Annotated in this window: 2 protein-coding genes; both read right to left on the reverse strand. The window is 49.6% G+C overall.

The features are described 5' to 3' along the window. Positions 1 to 551 (reverse strand): hypothetical protein (locus CX664_RS25485; RefSeq protein ID WP_145999774.1); only part of this gene is annotated, 551 nt, incomplete at its 3' end. Between the two features lie 151 nt (positions 552 to 702). Beyond that, on the reverse strand, positions 703 to 2,556 hold a 1,854-nt coding region (locus CX664_RS02615; protein WP_145999775.1), incomplete at its 5' end, for a DUF1601 domain-containing protein.

The following is a 2,556-nucleotide window of genomic DNA, read 5'->3' on the forward strand; positions in this document are numbered from 1 at the left end:
AGCGTTGACAATAAGTGAGCTTGAGTAAGCTTAACACGCTCATCCATGGGGTAATGAGGGGTAAAAACACCCGCTGAAGTCAATGAATGAAGTGTTGTCGTCAGGCTTCGCCAATTCCAGCTCCGTGTTGGGATAAAGTTTTGCAGCATACGTATCAGCTGACTTTGTTCCGCCCGGTTTAACGGTTTTTTAGCAGCTGACGTGTATTCTTTAATTGAATTGGCAAATTGACTGTGATTTTTTCCATTATAGCGATGACCGAAATGATCCGATTTACTCAACAGATCATCCATTATTTCCTGTTTGATGAGAGCATTAAAATCTTGAGCAGGGTTAACTGAGCGGCACTGTAAATGTTGAGAAGAGCGTGCGCCAGAAGAGTGGTAAAATTCATCACGACCCAGTGCGGTACAGGGGGTATTTGCCCATTGTCTGACTGTGGCACATCTATATCGCCCACGCCTTGAAGAAGGGGCATGGTCATTCGGTTGGTTGTCATCATTACCTGATCTTGAGTATTTATCACTGATACCAGCAGAGCTTCCATCCATAATTATATTTCATTAATTCATGAAAATATAAAAAAACAGACTGCTGTTCTGCTCAAAAGTTCATTTTGCTGAACTGTCTGTAAGTAGTTGGAGAAGAACATCCTCTCTGAATTGTGAAAACGATTCCTGAGTCATCATGGCAGGGAAACGATTACTGTTTGTTTGTTCTCTTCTTTATTTGATCAATAAATGGTTTCATTAAATCCTGGTTCCAAAGCCGGTTAACCGGGATTTCAATGACCTCAAATCCTGATTTCTGCAGCAGTGCGATTTTAAGCAGCGTTGAACCCTTCCTGGTTTTGTAATCACCATTCACGTAATGATACGATCCCTGAACTTCAATCACCATGTTGTGATCTGGCAGTAACAGGTCAACCGGAGGTAATGAGTTCAGACTCTTTTCTTCTTCAATCTTCAAAGAGGGCAGGCATGATTGGAGTTGATTGCGGAAGTCGGATTGCGGTTTTGAAATGATTGTCTGGTAATGGGGGACGAACGGACACGCTCTCCCAAGCCAACTTGCGGCCATGGCAATGATGGATTGATCCTCTTCATTGTCTGGGGATGTATTTTTCAGGCGGGTAAACAGGTCATTAATATGCTTTTCAAGCCAGTTATTTTTATTGGCATTGGAGACCAGAGACAACCTGGCACAGCATACCATTACTCCCCAGAGGGACATCAATATGTCTTGCTGAGAGAGCCGGGGGTTTTCACTGATTTTGTAGACAAGCGATTCGAACGTAGAGGTAAGCACGTTCAGCTCAACGAGCTCACCCAGTTTCGCCAAGGCCCACAGCAGGTTGGCGATATGCTGAGGAATAAATTGGTCTTTCTGTGCATTCACGTGCGGCAACAGCGCGGCCACGGCCTCTTTGAGCCCTGGTGTTTGCTCCTGCCCGTTGTCCATCAGTTTCGCTATGGCCCACAGCAGGTTGGCGATACCCTGACCATTAAATTGTTCTTTCTGTACGTTCACGAGGGGCAACAGCACGGCCATGGCCTCGTTGAACCCTGGAGTCTGCTCCTGCCCGATGTCCACCAGTTTCGCCATGGTCCACAGCAGGTTGGCGATTTCCTGTGGATTAAAGCTAGCTTTCTGTGTGTTTACGTGAGGCAATAGCGCGGCCACGGCCTCGTTGAGTTCTGGTATCTGGTCATGCCCGTTATCCATCAGTTTCGCCATGGCCCACAGCAGGTTGGCGATATCCTGGGTATTAAATCGGTCTTTCTGTGCGTTCAGGTGGGGCAACAGGGCGGCCACAGCCTCTTTGAGCCTTGGTGTCTGTTCCTGCCCGTTGTCCACCAGTTTGGCCATGGCCCATAGCAGGTTGGCGATAGCCTTTGGTTTAAAGTTATCTTTCTGTGCGTTCACTTGGGATAAAAGCGCGGCCACAGCCGCGTTTAGCCTTGGTGTCTGCTCCTGCCCGTTGTCCACCAGTTTGGCCATGGCCCATAGCAGGTTGGCGATAGCCTGTGGTTTAAAGTTATCTTTCTGTGCGTTCACTTGGGATAAAAGCGCGGCCACAGCCGCGTTGAGCTCTGGTGTCGGCCCCTGCCCGTTGTCCACCAGTTTGGCCATGGCCCACAGCAGGTTGGTGATAGCCTGTGGTTTAAAGTTAGCTTTCTGCACGTTCACGTGGGGCAACAGCACGGCCACGGCCTCGGTGAGCCCTGGTGTTTGCTCTTGCCCGTTGTCCACCAGTTTCGCCATGGCCCACAGCAGGTTGGCGATACCCTGAGGAATAAATTGGACTTTCTGTGCGTTCACATGTGCCAACAGCGCGGCCACAGCCTCTTTGACCTCTGGTGTCGACTCCTGCCCGTTGTCCACCAGTTTCGCCATGGCCCACAGCAGGTTGACGATACCCTGGGCTTTAAATTGGTCTTTCTGTACGGTCACGCGGGGCAACAGCGCAGCCACGGCCTCTTTCACCTCTGGTGTCCACTCCTGCCCGTTGTCCACCAGTTTCGCCATGGCCCACATCAGGTTGGCGATTTCCTG

The sequence above is a fragment of the Endozoicomonas acroporae genome (assembly GCF_002864045.1).
GTDB classification, from domain to species: Bacteria; Pseudomonadota; Gammaproteobacteria; order Pseudomonadales; family Endozoicomonadaceae; genus Endozoicomonas; species Endozoicomonas acroporae.